We start from the raw sequence: 20,387 nt of genomic DNA on the forward strand, positions 1-20,387 counted from the left end.
AGGTGCTGCGAGCCGGGCTCGGGAGCACGCCGTACCAGCACCTCGACGACACGAGCACGCGGGTCGATGGCGACGGCTGGTACTGCCACATCCTCTGCAACGACCTGTACACGGCGTACCGGACGACACCCGGGAAGGATCGGCGGACGATCGTCGCGGTGCTGCGCGGCGGTCGGCCGGCGGCGTACCGCTACGATCGGGAAGCCGAGCGGCACCTGGCGTTCCTGGGGCTCTCGGCAGCGGCGCAGGCCCGGGTGCGGGCTGCCCTCCCGCACGACCGGGAGCTGGACGAGACGACGCTGACACGCCTGCTTGACGGTCCACTGTCCCGGCTGGGCTCCCGGCAGCGGGAGCAGGTGCGTGAGGCGCTGGCGGTCGCGGCGTACCTGGCCGACCCGGACTGGCCGGTCGTGCGGACCCTGGTCTGCGACGACGCGACCCAGTTCAGGGCCATCACCCCGGAGCTGGCGCTGTGCTGGATCCACGAGGGCCGCCACTGCAAGCAGTTGACGCCGTGGCTGCCCCAGCCGCGTGCCCTCCTGGCCGACATCCTCGCCCGGTTCTGGGCCTACTACCGCGAGCTGCTGGCCTACCGCGACCACTCCACCCCCGAGGAGCGCGCCCGGCTCGATGCCCGCTTCGACGACCTGTTCGGCACCACGACCGGCTACGCCGAGCTCGACCGCCGCCTCGCGCTCACCCGCGACAAGAAGCCGGAGCTCCTGCGGGTCCTCGACCACCCCGAGCTCCCGCTCCACAACAACCCGGCCGAGCTCGACGCCCGCCGACGCGTCCGCAAGCGCGACGTCAGCTTCGGCCCCCGCAGCCCGGCCGGCGCCGCCGCCTGGGACACCTTCATGACCCTCGCCGCCACCACCCGCAAGCTCGGCCTCGACTTCGCCGCCTTCCTCATCGACCGCTTCACCCGCGCCGGCCAGATCCCGCCCCTCGCCGACCTCATCACGGCCCGCGCCGCTCAGGCCGCCGGCGCCCCCGCATGACTCACCCTGCCACCTCTACCGCGCCGGATTGAGGTGGTACAGGCAAATCCTTCAGTATTGCCTGCATGATCTTCCATTGGATGCGGGATGCTCGCTTGAGAGCATCGACACCCTTTGGACCTTCAGTCATCACTGTCCCCATGTCAACTCGTGGCTCTCCGGGTGGGAGCGGCGGAAGAAATGAATGGGAAGTCACGTTTGGTCAGCGAGGGCACGGTGCTCGGCACCTCTCTGGAACAGGCCTTGTTGTTGCGGAAGTGCAGGAGGCAATTACAGCAAGGATTCGAGAAACCGTAGCGAGATCTACAGCAATGGGCCAAGGTTTCTGGGGGCGGGTAAACGTTGGCAGGAAGATTGTCGAGTTCAGGGCCATGAATCTCGGTAATGGAGTAATTCACGTCGGTACATACTATGTTCTCCCGTGACGTATCATGACCGAACAGTTACCTGAACCCCGCACTCTTAATGTATGGGAACAAGGTATTATTGCGTATCTTCTATCGCACACGTTCCCAGGTGTAGAGAAGTTGCGAGCGCAATTCATAACCGCTGTAGTCACCGAGGAATATGGCTCAGGTGATCCGAGTGTTGTTCTCCTTGTCGACCATAGTGACTATTTGAAAGCGAATGTTCGAAGAAGAGTTCCGATTGAAGCCTTTTGCAATGACTATGATGAAGCCGAAATCCAGATACTACTGCATGTTGTTGATGGGTACATGTCCGAACTTGAAGTGTATAGACCTGATGGTAAGGATGTTATCTCTCTTCCACAGGTGCAGTCACTGAACGCATTTTGCCCCGATGCCGATTCGGGAGATTCCCTATGACCACGGCGGACCGTCTCAATCCAACAGGGTGGATGCGGCAACGTGACGGACAGCTACTGATCATCGCGCGGGATGCTAAAGGTGGCCTGGAGTGTGCAGCGATGTGAGGTATGGACAAGCAAGGGAGCGGTGCGACGGAGTGGCGTGAGAGGCATCGACTGCGTGCGTGGGCGTTGCAGGCGAAGGGCTGGAGCCAGGCGAAGATCGCGGAGGCGCTGGGGGTGACGGCCGGTGCGGTCAGCCAGTGGATGCGCCGTGGGCGTGAGGGCGGGGTGGACGGGCTGAAGGGGCGTGTCGCGCCGGGCCCGACCCCGAAACTGACGGCGGAGCAGCGGGCAGAAGTGCCGGTGCTGCTGGCCCGTGGGGCCGAGGCGTTCGGGTTCCGTGGCGACGTGTGGACCGCCAAGCGAGTGGCGACGGTCATCCGACGGGAGTTCGGGGTGCGGTACCATCCCCACCACATTGGCAAGCTCCTGCGCGCGGTCGGGTGGAGCGTCCAGCAGCCGGTCCAGCGAGCCAGCCAGCGGAACGAGGCGGAGATCGAGGCGCGGCGGACCGAGCGCTGGCCGGCCCTACAAAAGGGGCTGACCAGGAGGGGCGAACCATCGTCTGGGTCGATGAGTCCGGCTGCTACCTGCTGCCCGGGGCCGTCAGAACCTACGCGCCTCGTGGCCAGACACCCATCCTTCGCCTGCCGCTGAGCCGCGATCACCTCGCGGTCATCAGCGGCATCACCCCGGCGGGGCAGCTGCTCATGCTCGTGCAGGATCATCCGTACAAGCGCCCGCACATCGTCCGCTTCCTCAAGCACCTGCTCCGCCACATCCCCGGCAAGATCCTCGTCATCTGGGATGGCGCGCCGATCCACCGTGGCCAGCCGGTCACGGTCTTCCTGGCTCAGGCTGGCGCCGAGCGCATTCGGCTGGAGCGGTTCCCCGGCTACGCTCCGGATCTCAATCCGGATGCGGGCATCTGGACCTTTCTCAAGCACGTCGAACTGGGCAACGTCTGCTGCCAGACTCTCGACCACCTCCGACGCCATCTCCGCCTCGCCACCGCCCGCCTCCGACACATACGCTCCGTCATCCAAGGGTGTGCTCGCGAGTGCGGCTATGAACTTTAGATTCCTATGCGGAGATCAGTAGGTCACTCGACCAATGGGCGCGCCGGGCTCTTCCTGGGCGCCGTCGAAGTCCATGGCAACTTCACTGTCATCAATGGGGCGAAGAACGCTGGCGTCCGACATCCGGATGGTTCGATCCGACGGATGTACAGTATCGAGGGTCCGGAGAGCTGGTTCGAAGATGTCGGCTCTGCTCGTCTCGCCTCCGGGCGAGCAGACGTGCGCCTCGACAGTGACTTTGCGGAGTTCGTGCGAACCGAAGCCTATCAGGTGTTCCTCACCCCAGAGGGTGACTGTAAGGGGCTGTACGTCGCAGCGAAATCAAGCTCCGGCTTTCAGGTTCGCGAGTTGCAGGGTGGTACCGCGACGCTCAACTTCAACTACCGGATCATCGCGAAGCGCAAAGACATCGCAGCTCCTCGCCTCGAAAAACTGCCCGACTACGCTGGCCCATCAGTATCGAGTCTTCGGCAATTGCAGCCACCGGATGCTCCGATCATCCCGGGGATCACGATCCCGGCGCCAAGCGCGCCTCCAGGAGAGCCAACTCCTCAGCCCACCGCCGCCGCACCCACAGTACTCCCCCCAGCGCCGGCTGCGACTACCGTTCCAACCCCGCAGGCAACGCCGACCAGTACGAACGTCCCCGTTGCTACCGCGCCGCCGATCCGCACGTCGACAGCTCCTTCCGTCAGTACGACGACCATGACGCCGACGCCACTTCCATCACCTCGCCCCAACTAGCCGAGACCCGGTCATAAATCGGAAGCTGCTTCACCAGGAGAACCGAGACTCCGCGATGTCGGCCGGATCTACGCCTCCAACTCCGTCGACGGGTCGCGGTGACACTGCTCCTTATCTGGTGGGAATTATGACCGGGCCTCGCCTAACTCAATATTCGGCGGGTCGCAATAGTACTTCCGGATGGTCTCTTCAACGGTAGGGCGATGGGCAGCTTCTTCTTCCACCCCGGCAGCAGCTCACACTGCCGACTATCCAGAGATCGGTCAGGCGGCGCGCGTTGTCGGCCGGCATCATCTCCGGCGGGTCGAGGCGTCTGGGGATGAGGCCGCCCCGGCCTGGGGGTGAGGCAACCCTGTTACCGGCCGAGGATCGCCGCCAGCGCCGCCTCGGTGTCCGCGAGGCTCGGCAGCAGCGCGTCCGGGCGGTGCTCGGCCAGCACGTCGGCACTGAAATGTCCCGTGGCTACCGCGACGATTCGCGCCCCGCCGGCCCGCGCGCAGGCGATGTCTCGGGGCGTGTCCCCGATCACCACCACGTCGGCCGGCGCGATGCTCACGCCGTACGCCCGCTGCGCCTTCTCGATGGCGATGGGCGCCAGCTTCGTGCGGTCGCGGTGGTCGCTGCCGAACGCCCCGACGCGAAAATCAAAATGGTGATCCAGCCCGACCGCTCCCAGCTTGAGCCGCGCGGCTGGCTCGTAGTTGCCGGTCAGCAGCGACTGCGCCACGTCCGGAGCGGCGAGCCGCGTCAGGGTCTCCTGGACGCCCGGGAGGATCGGCATGTCCTCCACCAGCCGCTCGCGCACAGCTTCCAGCCCGGACAGGTAGCGCTCGCGGAACCGGTCCAGGCGCGCGACGGTGTCGGCCTCGGACCAGCCGTGCAGCGCCAGGGCTTCCAGCACAATCTGGCTGTCGGTCTTGCCGGACCACTCAACGTGCTTCAGATCCTCCTGCAGATCGTACGCTTCGACGGCCGCGCGAATGTAGACCTCGCCCACCAGCCGCTGCGACACGACCAGCGTGCCATCGACATCCCACAACAGTAGCCGCACGGTCACTTGCTCCAGTCGCCGTCATGACGCCGACGCCCCAGGCGCGCGGACAAGCCGTGCATCATGAACGGCCGCCGCATCCACCCGGCGCCGACGCCCCAGGCGCGCGGACAAGCCACGATATCCTGTCTCGTCCCCGCGCGCAGAGCGTACTCGATTCACCCATACCGGCACCGAGACCGTGCTACAGTCGTCGCCGAGAGCACTGGGAGGGTGTACCGTGGAGTATCGGTACCTCGGCAAGACCGGCTTGCAGGTGAGCGAGCTCTGCCTCGGCACGATGGCGTTCGGGGCGCAGGCCGACGAGGCTGACAGTGGCCGCATCATGGACGCCTTCGTCGAGGCCGGCGGGACGTTCATCGACACCGCCGATGTCTACACCCGAGGCGCGTCAGAGGAGATCGTCGGGCGGTGGCTGGCAAGCCGGCAGCGCGATCGACTGATCATCGCCACCAAGGGCTTCTTCCCGATGGCCGATGGCGTCAACGACCGTGGCCTCAGTCGCAAGCATCTGGTCGAGGCGGTGGACGCCAGCCTGCGCCGTCTCCAGACCGACTACATCGACCTGTATCAGGTGCACTGCTGGGACAGCCGCACACCGTTCGAGGAGACGTTCAGCACCCTGGATCGCCTCACCGGCAGCGGCAAGATCCGGTACATCGGCATCAGCAACTACACCGGCTGGCAGCTTCAGAAAGCCATCGACCTGACGCGTCAGATGGGGTGGGAGTCCCCAGTCAGCCTCCAGCCGATGTACAGCCTGCTCTGCCGTACCACCGAGTGGGAGCTGCTCCAGGTGTGCCGCAACGAGGGTCTGGGGGTCATCTGCTGGAGCCCGCTGCATGCTGGCTGGCTCAGTGGCCAGTACCGGCGCGGAATGGACGCCCCACCGCCCGGCTCACGCATCGCGAACTCGCCCACACGGATGGAGTCCTGGGACAACACGGCGACCGAAGCGACCTGACGCGTGCTGGACGCCGTCGAGCAGGTCGCCAACGAGACGGGGAAGACATTCACGCAGGTGGCGCTCAACTGGATTCTGCGGCAGCCTGGGGTGACTGGCCCGATCCTCGGGGCGCGGACGCTGGAGCACCTGCAGGACAACCTCGGGGCGGCCGGCTGGGCGCTCTCCGACGAGCAGGTGGCCCGGCTCAACGAGGCGAGCGCCCCAACGCTGCCGTACCCGTATGAGTTCGTGTTCAAAGTCCAACGACCGTAGTGGTGGGTCGTGGGCCGAGGGTCGTGGGTCGTGGGTCGTGGGTCGTGGGTCGTGGATGCATACCCGCTGACGCGCGCCGCTGCACTGTAGTAAAAACGCAACTCCCCATGTCATCCTGAGCGCACCGAAGGACCTCACCCGCTGACGCGAACGTTGACGGTCAGCGGATGATGCACAAGCTGACGGCCAGCGGGCGACGCGAACGTTGACGGTCAGCGGATGATGCACAAGCTGATGGTCGGCGCGTGACACAAACGTCGACGGCCAGCGGGCGACGCGAACGTTGACGGTCAGCGGGTGAGGTCCTTCGCTGCGCTCAGGATGACAATTGCAACTTGCACGCTTTCCCCATCACCCACGACCCACGACCCACGATCCACGACCCACGACCCTCGACCCTCAACCCACCTACCGGCGCCGGGGCGGATCGGACGGCGGCGCGGCGATCCACGCTTCGAGCAGCCCGGCCAGCTTGTCCAGCGCCCCTTCCACCAGCTCGTCGCCCTTCGCCTGGCTCGCCTCGCTGATGTACCCGGACCAGCCGTCCCAGGGCGTCGGGTACGACTCGACCAGCACGTGCATGCGGTCCGAGGCCAGGGACGGGCGCGGCGGCAGATCCGGAATGCCGTCCGTATTCACACGTTCCGGCGCAAAGCTCCAGACCGCCGCCGACTCGAACGGGCCGCCGTGGCCGCGCCCGTTGTGTCCGCTGGTCTGCCCGAACAGGTGGGCCGTCTCGGCGGGCGTCAGCAGTTGGAACCAGTTGACCAGCAGGAAGCTGACCGTCCGGCTCCCCGAGACCCACTCCATCGCGGCGCGGGCCATCGACATGTTGGCGTCGTGGCCGTTGAGCACCAGCACGCGCTGAAACCCGGCGTCCACGATGCCGGCCAGCACGTCGCACAGGTAGGCCAGGGCGACCTCCGGGCGAATCGCGACCGTCCCCTCGTGGCCGCTGGTCTTGCCAGGGCACGCACTGTACGGCATGGACGGGAAGAGGACAGCGCTGAAGTCGCCGCGCAGGCGCGCGGCGAACTCGGACGCCAGGATCACGTCCGTGCCGAACGGCAGGTGCGGGCCATGCCACTCGACGGCCCCGATGGGCAGCACCGCGAAATCGGCGCGGGCGGCGGTCTCGGCGCGCAGCCCGCCACGCAGCTCCGCGAATGGAATCAACTCGGCCATGCGTGCTCCTCGGGAGGATCGGTCGGCCACCATGGGCGCGGCTCGACACGAGTCACGCGCAGCCAACCACGGAGAGGATACGCCAGACGATCTGGCCGGTGAGTCGCGGAGAGGCGTCAGGCAGCGATAGTGGCACGGCCTCTGCATTAGGGGCGGCACGAGTCCGTAACAGACGCCAGACGTGCAGTCTGGACATCTGCTGGCGACGCCGACAGCACAGTCGGCGCGCTTCTCTGAGAAAGTGAGGCATCACGATGCAGGAGCGACGAGTCGAGCGGCCAGGCGTGGTGGAACGGCCAGTAGACGGGTATGTGGAGACCCCGACCGCGCGGACGACGGCGCCAGCCGCCTACGACGAGGTGGCCTACGAGCGCGTTGCGACCCCGCCAGCGACCGCGGCTGTGGATCAGGTCAACGCGACCTCGTACGATCCATACGCGGAGCGCCGACGCTCGTCCTACAAGCTCGTGCAGGGCATCTGGCTGCTGTTCGGCATCGTCGAGGGCCTCCTGGCGATCCGCTTCGTCTTGAAGCTGCTCGGCGCGAACGAGGCGGCCGGCTTCGCGAGCTTCATCTACGCGGCCTCCGGTCCGTTCATCGCGCCGTTCAACAACCTGTTCGGCAACCCGGGCAGCGGCGGCAGCGTGCTGGAGCTGAACACGCTGGTGGCGATTGTCGTCTACATGCTGGTGGCGTGGCTGGTGGCGAAGGTCGTCTGGCTGCTGGCCGGCGAGAACCGCTCGGCCACGCGGACCGTCTCCAACGCGACGCGTGCGCGGGTGGAGTAGCAGACGGCGCTCACCGGTCAGCACAGGAGGCCCGGGAAGTCTCCTGCCCGGGCCTCCTGGCGTGTCTGGCTGAGGATGGCAGCGGGCATCACCCAGGGCGCTCGCCAGTTCGTCGGGGTTCCCGAAGCGCGACGAGACGCGCAGGCGGGGGTTGAAACCCCCGCCTACAGTCATGCAGTCGCTGCGCGACGAAGGACCGGATCAACCATCGACACGTGAGACAGGAGCGTCGCAGAGCGACAGCATGATGGTAGGCGGGGACTTCAGTCCCCGACGCGGCGGCATGACACACCCAACAGGCAATTGCCCTGAGGTTTCCCCCAGAACTGTAGGGAGATGGCCTGACGGTCGACTATCATCCGGTAGACCATTCGGAGAGCGTGTGGATGACGCTGGCAGATATCGCGCTCAACGCCGTTAGCCGCTCGCCGGTGCTCAAGCAGCTTGCTCGCGAGGCTCGGTACGCTGGCACGGCGGTGCGCTGTCCCTGTTGCGGCTGGCAGGGCCGCACGTTCCGCCCGTCCTGCCACGACCGCCCCGGCGTCCCCGATCTCTGCGCGCGCTGCATGAGCGGCCCCGATGACCGCGCACTGATCCTGCTGCTCAAGGGACTCACCGACACGCTCCCGTTGGGCGCCCGCATCCTGGATGTCGAGCCGACGGCGTACACGCGCAATTGGTTCGACCGATTCAACCAGTTTGACTACCGCACCATGAGTGCGAGCGCGCCAGATGTGGATATCGAAGGCGATCTGACGAGCGTGACGCTGACGCGCGGGATCTGCAACCTCCTGCTGCTCGGGCAGGGCGTGCGGCCGGATCAGGACATCGCGGCGCTGTCCCAGAGCGTGCAGCGCCTGATGGGCGACGGCGGCCTGGTGGCCGTCCGTACAGGTGACGGCTCCGACGCGGTCCCAGGTCCGCTGCTCGTGCGCAGGCTGACGGATGGCGGCTTCACGGTCCGCGAGAACGACCTCTCCCGCCGCCTCTCTCCCGAGGTTGTGGCCCGCTACGGCCTGACGCGGAGCGGCACGTTCCTGCTCGCCACCCCGGACCGCGCGCCGGCCGTGCGCGCCGGCGGCCACGCCCACCACGGGCACGGCTGACCTGCACCGTTTGCCCCTCACCCCCGACCCGAGGTCAACGGTGAGCTATGGGGTGGGGAGTACGCGCCTGCGACCAACAGAGCGCACCGGGGCCGCCGGCCGCCCTACAATGCTCCCAACTGCCCGTCGTCGGGCTCCGCTCTGCCGGACACCGTCAGTCAGGCCAAACCTGGGAGTGCTGCCATGATCGCCGCGCCAGACCTGAGCGCCATTCAGCTGCACGTGCCGCTGCCCGTCATGCACCGCGTCCGCCAGACGTTCAATGCACCCGTGCTGGACGACATCGAGGGCGAGACGAAGCGGCACGTGCGCCGGTTCGCGGACACCATCAAGCCCGGCGCGCGCATCGCCATCACGGCCGGCAGCCGGGGCATCGCCAACATGGCGCGCATCATCCGCTCCATCGGCGAGGAGGTCCGCGCCCTGGGCGGCGACCCGTTCGTCATGCCGGCCATGGGCAGCCACGGCAAGGCGACCGCCGAGGGCCAGATCGAGATGCTGGCCGAGCTTGGCATCACCGAGCAGAGCGTCGGGATGCAGATCATCTCCGACATGGCCGTGCGGCAGGTCGGCGTGGTGGACGAGTGCGGCATGCCGGTCTACGTCGCGGAGACGGCGCTCGCCGCTGACGGCGTGATCGTCGTCAACCGCGTGAAGCCGCACACCGACTTCAACGGCCCCATCGAGAGCGGCCTCTCCAAGATCTGCACCATCGGCATCGGCAAGCAGAAGGGCGCGCAGGCCGTCCACTCTTACGGCGTGCCGGGCCTCGCGCAGTGGATGCCGAAGGCGGCGAAGGTCGTCGTCAAGCACGCCGGCGTGCTGTTCGGCGTGGCGATCGTCGAGAACGCCTACGACCAGACGGCGATCATCGAGTCGGTCAAGGCGACCGACATCGCGGACGAGAAGGAGGTCGAGCTGCAGGCGACCTCCAAGCGGCTGATGCCCTCGCTGCCGTTCGACACGCTCGACACCCTCATCATCGACGAGATGGGCAAGCAGATCTCCGGCGCGGGGATGGACTCGAACATCATCGGACGGATGCTGGTGCACGGCTCGGCCGAGTTCGACCGCCCGAACGTCAGCGCCATCGCCATCCTGGACCTGACCGACGGCTCGCACGGGAACGCGGCCGGCCTGGGCCTCGCGGACTTCACCACCCAGCGGCTGATCAACAAGGTCGATTTCGCAGCCTACTACATCAACTGCCTGACCAGCGGCATCGGCGGCCTGCAGCGCGGGCAGGTGCCGATGGTGATGCCAGATGACCGCTCGGCGGTGAAGGCAGCCATCCAGACCTGCGGCGAGCCGCGCCAGGACGTGGTGGGCGTCATGCACATCCGCAACACGCTGCAGATCGGCGAGATCGAGATCTCGGCGTCGCTGCTGAACCAGGCCCGCGAGCTGTCCCACCTCGACATCGACCCTGACGGCCACGAGATGGCGTTCGACGCCACCGGGCAGATCGTGGACATCTGGGGCGCGGCCCACTGACTGCCTGAACGTGCCCGCGCCGCCGCCCTCGCGCCGGATGCCTGGCGCGGGGGCTTCGTGTTTCCCCGGGGATATCTGACGTGAGCACCAGCCCGGACGACCGCTGGCACGAGCTTGACCGCGCCGCCTACGAGATCCCGCACGATCCTGTTCGCCTGCCTGAGCGGGAACCGCTGCTGATCGAGCGGCTGCGTGTCGCCGCGACGTTCGGCCTGGACGATCCACGCCTGGAGCAGAGCCACGTGAACCTGCTCCACTACTACTACTGCGATGCCTCGGACTATACGAAGGTCGAGCCAGTCTGTCGCTTCTGGCTTCGTCTGAAGGATGACCATCTCACGGCGGACCAACACGACCTGCACGTCCTCTATGAACTCGGTGCAAGCCTCACGATGCAGGAACGGCAGAACGAGGCGGAGGCGCAATATCGACGCGCCCTCCAACTGGCCGAGTCTGAGCTTGGTCCCGACCATGAACGAACGCAGGGCGCCGTCCTCCAGCTTGGCCAGCACCTCTCCAACGCGAAGCAGTATGCCGAGGCGATTGTGTGCGGTGAGCGTCTGCTGGATCTGCGGCGGCAGGGCAAAGCGTCGCGGCGGCATGACGAGGTCACGCCCTGGTTCCTGCACGGCGCGCACAAGAGCCTCGGGCGACATGCTGATGCGGAAGCCTTGCTACGAGAGGAGCTTGCGCGGGACGCTGAGCGCAAGCCCGAGGACGTGCGAGACGCCCGCGACCCAAGGCGCGGGATGCTCCTGAGTCTGTTGGCCGACGTGATCGCCGCTCAGGGCCGGCTGGATGAGGCATTGGCGATGCAGGGCGAAGCTATCGAGATGGTTACGGCAGCCTACGCGGCGATGAATGCCCAACTCAGTGCAGCCCGTGCAGAGGCCGAGCGCCAGGGGCTTCGCATGGCCGGGCCGATTGGGCAGCATCATGAGACGGACCTGCATCGGGCGCACGCCGACATGCTCCGTCGTGCTGGTCGATACGACGAAGCCGAAGCAATCTACCGGGATGAGCTGACGCTCCTTGCGGCCGACGCCGACCAACAGCCCCTGCGCTGGCAGCCGCCGGCCCTAGGCCGGGCCCACCGCGACGCGACCGCGGCGGAGCGACGCGCCACGATCCTTGCTGGTCTGGCAGCGGTGATCCAGGAAGCCGGCCGCCCTGACGAAGCAACAGCCTACTCGTCGGAGGCCGCCGACCTCCAGGCATGCGCGTTGGCGCTGCGCGAGCGGGCCAATCGGATCTCACACAGGCTGTAGCTCCGTGATCCGAGACAACAGGCACGCCTGACCGTCGATGAAGTGCGCCGACTCCTGGACACGCCGGTGTCCCTTGGCCTGACCTCCGAATAGGGATGTGGTAAAGGCCCTCACCCCCCAACCCCCTCTCCCTGTGCGCGGGAGAGGGGGAGAAATCACTGTCTCGTGTGTCTCCCCCTCTCCCGCGCACAGGGAGAGGGGGTTGGGGGGTGAGGGCCTCCAGAGTGTGGGGGTGAGGGCCTCCAGAGTGTGGGGGTGAGGGCCTCCAGAGTGACGGACGGAATACGTGGCTATTTCGTCAAACGCCAAGAGGCGGGCGGGGCTACACGCGCGGCCTGTCAGTGGCAGCACTCACTGCTGCCGCCGTTGCCCGCGTCCGTCGCGCAGTGGGCCGAGACCGGGCGCGGCACATCCAGCGCCGGGCTGCGGTCGAAGAAGCCGGACGGCCGCAGCATGAACCCGATGCACGTCACCGGCATCACCGGCCAGTCCTCCGGCCGCACGCTGTGGTGCGCGCCGAACGTGTACCAGACCACCAGCTCCTCGTTGTCGAGCGACCGATCCTGCGCCACGAACTCCGGCAGGCCGGCCCCGCCGGGATGCTGGTTCGGGTAGTCGCCGGCGGCGTAGCGCTCGGTCGGCTCGTACTGGGTAACCCAGAGATGCTTCGTCATGAAGCGGGCGCGTTCGATGACCGGGGCGTCGTCGGCGGCGAACGGCAGGACGTTGTCGCCGGGCATCAGTTTGTACGCTGTCGGTCGCCCGAAGCCGTTCTTCGCCGCCGGGTTGGTGATCTTCCAGTAGCGTGCCGAGAGCGGGTCGATGACGCGCTGGGCCTCGGATTCACGGAGCAGCGGCCGGCTGACCTCGCGGAAGGCGTTCTTGAGCGGGTTCTCCGGGCCGAGCGGATCGGCCACGGTGTGCAGCTCCTCGACACGATTGGTCGGGCCGTCCACGGCCACGTCGAGCCGCGCGCTGAAGAAGTGCTGGTGGATCGGGGCGTAGACGTTCGGGGCCACCAGCACCCCCCAGGGCGGCGTCGGCTCGCCGTCAGCCAGCGCCCCGTTGGTGACGATGCCCGTCATCTTGACTTCGAGCTGCAGGCTGCCATCCTGGTAGAAGTACCAGTAGAAGCCGTACTCGTAGTTTCCGACCGTCGCGATAGACGACACGACCAGCCGCCGCGAGCGCCGCACCTCGACCTCGTTCAGGCGGATGTCGTAGTGCTTCCAGAGGATGCCGTAGTCCTCTTCGTGCATGCAGATGGCGTTCGGGATCGGGACCGGCTCGCCACGGCTGTTGTTGAGACAGGCGTCGAAGTAGGAGATCTCGCCGAGGCAGTCGCAGCCGAGTGACAGCGAGTTCGCCATCACCCCGATGCCGTACTCGCCCACGTCGAAGGCGTTGCGGCGGTTGTAGTGGTGGCGCGGATCGCCGTACGGCACCACCATGTCCACCACCGAAGCCCGTTCCAGCACCGAGCGCTCGCGGTCGCCGTCCTGGTAGCTGATGTCGTAGAGCACCAGCCCCTCGCGACCGTTGAAGCCGACGCGCAGCCGCCACTTCTGCCAGCGCACTTCGTAGCCGTTGACGGCGAAGCTCGGGCCATCGGGTTGGGTGATCGCGATGGGCTTCAGATCGGTGCGGACCGGGCCAGCCGCCTCGGCGGTGTAGTTGGCATCCTGCGGCGGCAGTGGCACCACCGCGCCATCCTCGACGCGAACCACCTGCATCGCGTTCAGATCGACCACGGCGATCAGGTTCTCGATGGGCCGGGCGTAGCCATTGTCGCGCGGGTTGGCGCGGACCCAGGTCAGGGCGCGCACCAGCCGCAACGCGCCATCTTCCTCCGCGCCATAGTGGCCGTTCGACCACGGATCGACCATGCACAGGTCGAAGTCAGTGACGCCGCGCTTCTGCACGGCGGCCTGCCAGCACGGATCGGCTTTGACGGCCAGCTCGCACTCGTAGAACTCGTCGAGCATGACCGGCGGCTGCACGCCAGGGACATCCCGCCAGCGCACCACCGTGCCCCTCGCCAGCGAGACGATGGCCTCGTGCGTGAGCTTCGTGCCGTTGTCGAGCAGGATCACCTCGGCCTCGCGGTCCAGCGTGGCCCCCGCCCGAAGCTGCCGAAGCTCCTGGCGCGTCGGCTCGCGCAGCCCGACGCTGGCGAAGCGGGTGCGCGGGCCGAGCGTGCGCTGGGCGCGAACGATGGCAACGGCCTCGGCGATCTCGGCGGCGCTCAGCGGATCGAGCGGATGCGCGGTGCTGGTCGGACTCACAGAGACGGTCACCATGCCGGCTGACTCCTCAGCGATGGCGTCGGGCGGCCGAGTCGCCCGCGCAGAGATGGCGCGGTCGCAGATAGGCGGCATGCTAGCGCAGAGGCGCAGGCCGATGCTCGCCGCGCGTCAGCCGATCAGCCGCCCGGGCCGAGCCGCCAGAGTGCCTTGACGGCGCGGAACAGCGCGGCAGTCCGCCGGCCGCGCGCCGTCGCGCACCAGCGCCCGCCATCCTCGTGGAGCAGGCCCGAACGGACCATCGACCCCAGGCGCGGCTGCAGGATCTGCTGGAGCGTCTCCGGCCCGGCCAGCGTTGCGCGGGAGAGACGGCCGTCAGGGGCCTCGTCCAGGCGGATCAGCAGCTGCCCCGACAACGACGAGACGACGGCGTAGTAGAGCGGCATGTACAGCACGAAGCCGCAGAGGACCGTGACCAGCGCCCCGATGGCCGCAAGGATCGGATGAACCGCTGCCGAAGCCGCTGCCGTCACGCTGGTATCGGCGGCCACCTGCGCCGTCAGCAAGGCCGTCCCGGCCGCCCCCGCCAGCGCGAGCAGCAGCAGCCGGCTGGCCACCCGTGAGCGGTTCAGGCCGGGTCGCCACGCCGTCAGCACGAGATGTGTGACCGCGAGCAGCCCGACCCAGACCGCGCCGATCAGCGCGCCTGTCAGGAGCAAGGCGCACCTCGTCGGAGGCACGGGCCGATGGCGCGCGGACCGACGGCGAGAAAACTGAGGGTGCGCAGTTTGATGGCGCGCAGACAGCCGCCCGTCCTCACATCCACGGCCTCACACCTCACGTCCACGGCCTCACGTCCACGGCCTCACGTCCACTGGCTGAGCCGCAGCAGTGCTCGCAGCCGACGGATGCGGCGCGCCGTGCGCCGGGCGCCAGGCCGGATACAGACGTCGCCGTCGTCCGCATCGATCGCGCCGGCCGCCGCCAGCCCGGCGAGCCGCTTGTCGAGCATCCAGCCGAGGCCGCGCCCCTCGGCGTACCCCTCGGCCATCTCGGGGATGCTCAGGCCGCACGCTCCGGCCTTGGCGATGTCGATCAGCAGGCGCAGCGAGTGGCCGCGCTCCGCGAGGTTGTAGAGCTGCAACGCCACCCCAAAGTAGCCGACACCCCACACCCCCAGGCAGAACGGCAGGCCGAACCAGGGCGGATCGTCGTGGAGGGACGGCGGCAGGAAGCCGAGGCTCGGCGGCGTCAGCACGTAGGCGAGGGCCAGCGGCAGCATGCTGGCCGCCCAGAGAGCGGTCAGCAGGGCGGCGCGGCGGCGAACGGCCACGCACCGCAGCACCACAGTCATCAGGCCGAGGAAGAGCAGGCCAGTGGTGAGCGCCAGCAGCAGCGCCTTCAACGGTCGACGGCTCCTGCAGGCCGGCAGGCAGCAGCGGACGCCGTCGCCAGCGGGGCGTCGGCAGGCGCTGGACGCTCCGGCTCCCTGTCGAGTTGCCGGAGCGCTGCCATCCCCGCCGCCAGCGCCAGCAGGCCCGCCAGGACCAGCAGCGCGGCCGTCCAGGAGCGCAGGAACGACTCGAAGCGCAGCTCGATCCGGCCGACGCCCGCCGGGACCATCACGCCGCGCATGACGATGTTTGTCGGATAGATCGGCAGCTCCTGAAGACCAGCGTAGGCCCGCCAGCCCGGGTGAAACAGCTCGTTGACGACCAGGAATCGTGGATGGTCTGAGGGTTCCACATCAACCGTGACGCGATCCTGGCGAAACGCTGCCTGGATCGGGCTGCCATCGACGGGAAAGGTCGCGGCGGCATCCAGCCCCTCGACCCAGCTCTCGGCCAGCGGATCGGCGGGCAGCCGCCCGGCCAGCTCGGCCGGCGAGAGCGTGCTCCCGACCGGAACGCGCAGGGCAGGCGACGGCGGCGAGCAGCCGGTAGTGAGGCACGTACGCATGCGGACGGTGTACATCGAGTTGGGTGCGAGGCCCGTCAGCGTGTAGGTCGTCCTCCTGGTGGACACGCGCAACGGATCGGCGGCACGGGTCTCGCCAGCGATGAAGAGATCGATCACCGGCACGGCGTCCCGGTTCTCCAACCGACGCCAGGAGAGGCGGGCGTTGCGGTTCCTGTCCAAGACGACGGTCACGTCACAGGGCGGTCCTGGCTGCCCGGCCGTAGAACTGCCGCACGGCACCGTGGCGTCAAAGGGAGCCGGCTGAGCCAGGGCCAGGGAAGCGAAAGAGGGCGGATCCGACAGGTGCGGGGTCCAGGTATGCGGGACGGCCCGTCGCGCGAAGAAGACGCGCGGAACCGGGGGCAGCGGGTTCTCCATGATGGTGAGGTCAGCCGGGGCAGCCTCGGATCGGCCAGCGTCGGGCGTCGACGGGACGTTGAACAGCAGGCTCGGGCTGGCGATGACGGCGTACTTGACGTTCAGGATGGCGAGCAACTGCCACGGCACCGTCTCCGCGTGCGGAAAGGAGATGGCGCGGAGGGTGCGCGAGGTGACGGGCCAGGGCAGATCGGCCAGCCGGCGCGTCAGCCCGACGTAGCCATCCACGAGCCGGAGCCGCCAGAACTGGGCCAGGAACGCCGTGTGGCCGCGCTCGGATGGGGTGTCGTACGTTGGATAGCCGTCCGGCCCGGACACCACGATGCTGCGGTAGCGGTCGGTCTCCAGCCGCTCGGCGAGGGCCGCCAGCGCGGCCGGACTGGGGACATGGTACGCCGAGGCCGGGGCCGTGAAGAAGTCGCCGCCGGCGAACGGCGTCGGGTACGTCTCGGTGTTCGGTCCGCGCAGCTGCACCGTGGCGCTGCTCACCGCGTGCAGCAGCGCCAGTGCGCCGAGCGCATAGGCCGGCACGGACCCCAGCAGCTGCCAGCAGCGAGGGCCATCTGGCTGAGGCACATCGGTAGCTGCACCCAGAGGTGCGTCATCCGGAGCGGAACGAGCTTGCGCGTGCAGCCGAGGGATCGTTCCGAGGATCCACGAGGAAGATCCCTCCGCTCCGCTCGTGCCTCGCCGCGGTCGGGATGACAATACGTCAAGGTCAACGTCGCGCCGTACTGGCCCTCTTCTCACCCACACGGCCAGCAAGCCGTGCAGGCCAAGCACCCCTGCGCCCAGCAGCCAGACGGCCGTCACCTCGCCTAGCGCGTGCGGCAGCAGGGCCGGCAGCTCAGGTGCAAGCTCGATCCGCACCGCCGGGCCGAACAGCGCCACCCGAAGCAGCTCACCCAACGGTTCGACAAGCAGGAAGCACAACGCGGCCACGGCGCCCCCAACAAGGACCGTCGTCGCTCGGTCTGGGACCGCCAGGGCTCTCGTGCCCGTTCCCCGGCCTGCCCGCGCCCCGCTCGCCGACGCGCGAGCCCTGGCCGGCCGCCCCTCCGCGCCAGGGCCGACAGCGCACAGGCGTTGCAGCACGGCGGCGGCGAGCGCACAGGTCGGCAGCAGCGCCGTCACCACGATGCGGTTGTGGCTGAAGTCCAGGCCGAAGAACACGAGGTACAGCAGATAACGGGCCGGCTCCAGCAGGACGACCGCGCACACCAGGACCAGCCAGCCGGCGAAGAACGGGGCGTCTGATGCGCGAACCACCTGCGTGGCATCGACGGGCGCTTCGCCAGCCGCTGCGACCGTCGATGCGCCGTTCCCAGGCGCCGCTCGGCACGGCCAGCGTGCGCGCCACGCCCACCACAACGCCCCCACCAGCAGCAGCGGCGGCACGAACCCCGATGTGTAGAGCTGAAAGCCCTCGCTCAGGTTCAGGCTGTTGCCAAGAGCGTGGGCCTCAGACAGCGCACGACCGAAGATGCCGTAGTGGAGCCAGCGCAGCGCCTCGTACGGGGCCACGTCGAGGAACGTCGAGCCGCGCGCCAGCTCGCGCAGGTCCACCAGCGCCACCACCAGGCGCGGGCTGGCGATGAGCCCGCCGGCCAGCCCGCCGACGGTCAGCGCCGCGACGGGCCGCACGTCCCGCCGACGGACCGCACAGAACAGCGCATAGGCGCCCCACCAGAGCAGTGTGTACGCCGCCTCCTGCAAGAAGGTGAACCCGAGCAGGAGAGCCACCAGGGCAGCCAGCAGCAAGCCTGCGCGGGCAGTCTGTCCGGGTGCTGCCCGGCGAATCGCCCAGAGGCCGAGCGGCCCGACGATGAGCACGGCGTGAGCCGAATCCACCTGCGAGACGCGTAAGATCGAGAACGTCGAGCAGGCGTACAGGCCCGCCCCGATCACGGCCGGAAAGGGACGCAGCGCCTGGTCCCGCAGGCAGACGTACGCGGCCAGCCCGGCCAGCACCATGTGCAGCGCCGAGACCAGGCCGGCAAGCCAGAGCAGCCGCTCCGGCGGCGCGAGACGTAGCAGCGTGGCCGACGGATCGAGCAGCGGGAAGATCCAGTGCAGCCCGTCGATGGGTATCCCCATCAGCATGCGGTCCGTCCAGCCCGGCACGAATCCCTGCTCGCGAAGCTGCTCGACCTGGAACAGCCGCACGTTCAGGAAGGTGTGCAGCCGATCGGAGTTGCCGATAATCGTCCGCTGCCCGATCAGGTGCGGCCAGTAGAGCGCCACGGGGATCAACCAGAGGACGACGACGGCCAGCAGGTCAGGCAGGGCGCGGCCAGCGAGCCAGCGCCGAGCGAGCCAGCACCGCAGGGGGCGAAGCTTCATGCGCTGGTAGCCTCGACCGGCGGCCGGCGTCGCTTCAGCGCCAGGGCCGGCCGCTCGACGAGTGTCCAGCTCAACGCGGCCAGCAGTCCGCTTCCGACCAGCGCCGCGAGGCTCAGCGTCCACGGGTTGAGCGCCGGCCCGGCCGCCTGCACCAGCAGCTGCTGGACCGGCCACGCATACAGGTAGATGCCGTAGGAGAGATCGACGCGCGGCGACCAGCCCAGCCGACCGAGCAGCGGCTCGTAGGCGAGGTACAGCAACAGGTACGTACCGGTCACTGGCAGCAGCTCCAGAAACCCGACCTCCAGGATGCCCGTCACGAGGACGACAAGGCCGGCCACTTCGAGCCAGCCGTGGCTGCGCGGGATACGGTCACGGTACAGGAAGAAGACCATACCTGCCACGAAGAAGGTCGCCAGTTGGAGGTGGTGCGCGAAGCGGTCGAACTGGCTCGGGACGTAGCCCTGCACGGCGTGGGCGATCAGCATGCCGGCAAAGAGGCCGAGCACGAGCTGTCGCCGCCGCGGGATGCCGGCCAGGCCGAGCGCCAGCAGGCCCAGGTAGCACTCGAACTCAATGCGGATCGACCAGAGCGAGCCGTTGACCTGCCCCGGGTACGGATTGTCGAGAAAGCTCGGGGGGATGGTCAGCTTGCCAAGCAGCAGCGCGTTGGCGACAACGCCGCCGATGTCGAGGCGCTCCAGGTAGTCGAGCGGCTGGCGGCTGCCGAGCGGTGCGGCGACGAACGCCGAGAAGATCGAGGCGACCAGGAAGGCCGGGTAGATGCGGAGGACGCGCCGGGTCAGGAAATCTCGCCACCCGGTGCTCTGCACCCAGCTCTGGGTGACCAGGAAGCCGCTGATGACCATGAAGAAGCAGAGGGCGATGCGGCCCAGGTGGGTCCGAGGCGGGATCAGGTCGAGCACGAGATCGGCGTGCGAGGCAGCCAGCAGATCGAAGCTGTGTCGGTAGAGCACGGCGACGGCCAGCAGCAGCCGCAGCAGCAGGAAGTGATTGCGCCGAAACGCCTCGGGAGGCCCTGCGCCGGACCCATCTGGCGTCAGCGGCACGCCTGTCCTCCATCCACTCGCGGCCCGATCCCGCCCATGCGAGAAGCGAGCCGCCGCCCCGCCGTCCACGCCAGTCGTGGCACGGCATCTGCATATGAGAAACGCATCACGGCGCTCCACAGTAGCGGGGCCCAATCGTAGAGGAGAAACGCCATCATGGGCATCATTGCCTGGCTCATTGTCGGTCTGATCGCTGGTTGGCTCGCTGGTATGGCGATGGGCGGCCGAGGCTTCGGCATTCTCGGCAATATCGTGGTCGGCGTGGTCGGAGCGCTGCTCGGCGGGTTCGTCGGCGGGGCGCTCTTTGGCTGGGACGTGACGGGCTTCAACCTGGGGAGCATCCTGCTGGCGTTCCTGGGCGCGGTCCTGTTCCTGCTGATCCTCCGGGCGATCCCTGGGACGCAGCCGTTCGAGCGGTAAGTATGGGTGGTGGGTTGTAGATCGTAGGTCGAGGGGGCGCGGCTCCCACGACCCACGACCCACGACCCACGACCCACGACCCACGACCCACGACCCACGACCCACGACCCACGACCCACGACCCACGACCCACGACCCACGACCCACGACCCACGACCCACGACCCAC

Annotated in this window: 14 protein-coding genes and 3 pseudogenes; 10 read left to right on the plus strand and 7 right to left on the minus strand. The window is 68.0% G+C overall.

What is annotated here, in order from left to right; all coding sequences use genetic code 11:
• The 4 genes and pseudogenes from IT306_15010 to IT306_15025 all read left to right on the plus strand — a co-directional run.
• Positions 1-1,001 (plus strand): transposase (locus tag IT306_15010; protein ID MCC7369738.1); only part of this gene is annotated, 1,001 nt, incomplete at its 5' end.
• A 431-nt stretch (positions 1,002-1,432) separates the two neighbouring features.
• Positions 1,433-1,828, plus strand: a complete 396-nt coding sequence (locus IT306_15015; protein MCC7369739.1) for a hypothetical protein — start codon at positions 1,433-1,435, stop codon at positions 1,826-1,828.
• 110 nt (positions 1,829-1,938) lie between these two features.
• A pseudogene (locus tag IT306_15020) lies at positions 1,939-2,082 on the plus strand (helix-turn-helix transcriptional regulator).
• A pseudogene (locus IT306_15025) lies at positions 2,077-2,951 on the plus strand (IS630 family transposase). The pseudogenes IT306_15020 and IT306_15025 overlap by 6 nt, the downstream one beginning before the upstream one ends.
• 1,099 nt (positions 2,952-4,050) lie before the next feature.
• Here IT306_15025 and IT306_15030 read toward each other — a convergent pair.
• Positions 4,051-4,752, minus strand: coding sequence for a haloacid dehalogenase-like hydrolase (locus tag IT306_15030; protein MCC7369740.1), 702 nt, complete (start codon positions 4,750-4,752; stop codon positions 4,051-4,053).
• Positions 4,753-4,966: 214 nt separating this feature from the next.
• On the opposite strand from IT306_15030, the pseudogene IT306_15035 reads away from it, so the two are divergent.
• Positions 4,967-5,965: pseudogene (locus IT306_15035) on the plus strand (aldo/keto reductase).
• 408 nt (positions 5,966-6,373) lie between these two features.
• On the opposite strand, the gene IT306_15040 reads toward IT306_15035, so the two are convergent.
• Entirely contained in the window at positions 6,374-7,150 is a 777-nt protein-coding gene (locus IT306_15040; GenBank protein MCC7369741.1) for a creatininase family protein, read from the minus strand.
• Positions 7,151-7,404: 254 nt separating this feature from the next.
• Between IT306_15040 and IT306_15045 the strand changes: the two genes are divergently transcribed.
• The 4 genes from IT306_15045 (at position 7,405) to IT306_15060 (ending at position 11,806) form a co-directional block, all read left to right on the plus strand.
• Positions 7,405-7,938, plus strand: a complete 534-nt coding sequence (locus IT306_15045) for a YggT family protein (protein ID MCC7369742.1) — start codon at positions 7,405-7,407, stop codon at positions 7,936-7,938.
• Between the two features lie 386 nt (positions 7,939-8,324).
• Entirely contained in the window at positions 8,325-9,044 is a 720-nt protein-coding gene (locus IT306_15050) for a hypothetical protein (GenBank protein MCC7369743.1), read from the plus strand.
• A 183-nt stretch (positions 9,045-9,227) separates the two neighbouring features.
• On the plus strand, positions 9,228-10,538 hold the full coding sequence (locus IT306_15055; protein ID MCC7369744.1) for a DUF2088 domain-containing protein: 1,311 nt from the start codon (positions 9,228-9,230) through the stop codon (positions 10,536-10,538).
• Between the two features lie 80 nt (positions 10,539-10,618).
• Positions 10,619-11,806: a tetratricopeptide repeat protein gene (locus tag IT306_15060; GenBank protein MCC7369745.1), complete on the plus strand. Its 1,188-nt coding sequence runs from the start codon at positions 10,619-10,621 to the stop codon at positions 11,804-11,806.
• Between the two features lie 338 nt (positions 11,807-12,144).
• Here IT306_15060 and IT306_15065 read toward each other — a convergent pair whose 3' ends face one another.
• From IT306_15065 to IT306_15085, 5 genes are all read right to left on the minus strand, one after another.
• Positions 12,145-14,106, minus strand: coding sequence for a primary-amine oxidase (locus IT306_15065; GenBank protein MCC7369746.1), 1,962 nt, complete (start codon positions 14,104-14,106; stop codon positions 12,145-12,147).
• 122 nt (positions 14,107-14,228) lie between these two features.
• Complete coding sequence (locus IT306_15070; GenBank protein MCC7369747.1) at positions 14,229-14,768, minus strand: hypothetical protein; 540 nt, start codon at positions 14,766-14,768, stop codon at positions 14,229-14,231.
• 146 nt (positions 14,769-14,914) lie between these two features.
• Positions 14,915-15,454, minus strand: coding sequence for a hypothetical protein (locus IT306_15075; protein MCC7369748.1), 540 nt, complete (start codon positions 15,452-15,454; stop codon positions 14,915-14,917).
• A complete protein-coding gene (locus IT306_15080) occupies positions 15,451-18,729 on the minus strand; it encodes a fibronectin type III domain-containing protein (protein ID MCC7369749.1) in 3,279 nt (1,092 codons plus the stop codon). The genes IT306_15075 and IT306_15080 overlap by 4 nt, the downstream gene beginning before the upstream one ends.
• Complete coding sequence (locus IT306_15085; protein MCC7369750.1) at positions 18,726-19,799, minus strand: acyltransferase; 1,074 nt, start codon at positions 19,797-19,799, stop codon at positions 18,726-18,728. The genes IT306_15080 and IT306_15085 overlap by 4 nt, the downstream gene beginning before the upstream one ends.
• 156 nt (positions 19,800-19,955) lie before the next feature.
• Here IT306_15085 and IT306_15090 point away from each other — a divergent pair, with 156 nt between their 5' ends.
• Complete coding sequence (locus IT306_15090; GenBank protein MCC7369751.1) at positions 19,956-20,219, plus strand: GlsB/YeaQ/YmgE family stress response membrane protein; 264 nt, start codon at positions 19,956-19,958, stop codon at positions 20,217-20,219.
• Positions 20,220-20,387 lie beyond the last annotated feature (168 nt).

It is taken from the genome of Chloroflexota bacterium, from assembly GCA_020850535.1.
Lineage (GTDB): Bacteria > Chloroflexota > UBA6077 > UBA6077 > JACCZL01 > JADZEM01.

Excerpts from the sequence above, each read along its gene's own strand:
- IT306_15015 (MCC7369739.1), top strand. The coding sequence starts at position 1,433 with ATGACCGAACAGTTACCTGAACCCCGCACTCTTAATGTATGGGAACAA.
- IT306_15040 (MCC7369741.1), bottom strand. The coding sequence starts at position 7,150 with ATGGCCGAGTTGATTCCATTCGCGGAGCTGCGTGGCGGGCTGCGCGCC.
- IT306_15045 (MCC7369742.1), top strand. The coding sequence starts at position 7,405 with ATGCAGGAGCGACGAGTCGAGCGGCCAGGCGTGGTGGAACGGCCAGTA.
- IT306_15050 (MCC7369743.1), top strand. The coding sequence starts at position 8,325 with ATGACGCTGGCAGATATCGCGCTCAACGCCGTTAGCCGCTCGCCGGTG.
- IT306_15055 (MCC7369744.1), top strand. The coding sequence starts at position 9,228 with ATGATCGCCGCGCCAGACCTGAGCGCCATTCAGCTGCACGTGCCGCTG.
- IT306_15065 (MCC7369746.1), bottom strand. The coding sequence starts at position 14,106 with ATGGTGACCGTCTCTGTGAGTCCGACCAGCACCGCGCATCCGCTCGAT.
- IT306_15080 (MCC7369749.1), bottom strand. The coding sequence starts at position 18,729 with ATGAAGCTTCGCCCCCTGCGGTGCTGGCTCGCTCGGCGCTGGCTCGCT.
- IT306_15090 (MCC7369751.1), top strand. The coding sequence starts at position 19,956 with ATGGGCATCATTGCCTGGCTCATTGTCGGTCTGATCGCTGGTTGGCTC.